Origin of the sequence: Methylobacterium cerastii (assembly GCF_022179125.1) — a bacterium.
GTDB lineage: Bacteria > Pseudomonadota > Alphaproteobacteria > Rhizobiales > Beijerinckiaceae > Methylobacterium > Methylobacterium cerastii.
In genome coordinates, this window is record NZ_BPQG01000124.1 from 1 (window position 1) to 1143 (window position 1143).

The 1143-nt window shown below is 66.6% G+C and carries 1 protein-coding gene; it reads left to right on the forward strand.

The window, feature by feature from the left end:
- Positions 1 to 59: 59 nt before the first annotated feature.
- A complete protein-coding gene (locus MFF13_RS25705) occupies positions 60 to 1130 on the forward strand; it encodes an IS630 family transposase (protein ID WP_238273331.1) in 1071 nt (356 codons plus the stop codon).
- Positions 1131 to 1143 lie beyond the last annotated feature (13 nt).

A 1143-nucleotide genomic window follows, 5' to 3' on the forward strand; every position in this document is an offset into this window, starting at 1 on the left:
CTAGTGCACTGACGCGAGCGGATGATTCACGGGGGGCGTGATGCGTGCGAGTCTGGGCGATGGCTCAGACCGTTTGCATTCTTCTCGATGACGCGGCCAAGGCGCGGTTGACGGGTATTGCGGGCGACCGCTCGCGTCCGCTCAAGCACATCTCGCGAGCCCGCATCATCCTGCTCTCGGCCGAGCGCCTGAGCGTGCAGGACGTGGCGCGGCACGCGGGCGTCAGTCGGCCCGCCGTCTGGCGCTGGCAGCAGCGCTACGGTGAGGAAGGCGTTGACGGCCTGCTGCGGGACAAGACGCGACCGCCCGGCATTCCGCCCCTTCCCCTTCGAGCGGTGGCCGAGGTGCTGGCGCTGACCTGCTCGGAGCCGCCTGGCGAGGTGACCCACTGGACCGGTCGCGCCGTCGCCGAGCGGATTGGGATCTCGCTGCGCTCTGTCCAGCGGATCTGGGAGGCGCACCGCCTGCAACCGCATCGGGTGCGGACCTTCAAACGCTCGCGCGATCCGGCCTTCGTCGAGAAAGTAGAGGACGTGGTCGGTCTCTACATGGACCCGCCCGCCCATGCGGTCGTGCTCTCCATCGATGAGAAGTCCCAAATCCAGGCCTTGGAGCGCACCCGTCCCGACCGGCCGCTCGGCCCCGGACATCCCGCCGCCCAGACCCACGACTATACCCGCCACGGCACAACGACCCTGTTTGCCGCCTTGAACGTCCTGGAGGGAACCGTGCTTGGACGCTGCATGCAGCGCCATCGCCACGGCGAGTTCATCCGCTTCCTCAACGCGGTCGAGGCGGCCGTGCCGGCGGGCAAGCTCGTCCACGTAATCCTAGATAACTACGCCGTGCATAAGCACCCAAAGGTCCGCGCTTGGCTCGTCCGCCATCCACGCTGGACCTTCCACTTCACCCCGACTTCAGCCTCATGGCTCAACGCCGTCGAAGGCTTCTTCTCAGCCCTCACGCGCCGCCGGCTGCGACGCGGGACCTTCACCGGCCTCGTCGATCTGCAGGTCGCGATCAAACGCTACATCGCCGAGCACAACCGAAGGCCAAAACCCTTCGTCTGGACCAAACCCGCCGCCGCTATCTTCAACGCCCTCAACCGAGCCCCTGAACCATCTGTCTGAGTCAGTGCACTAG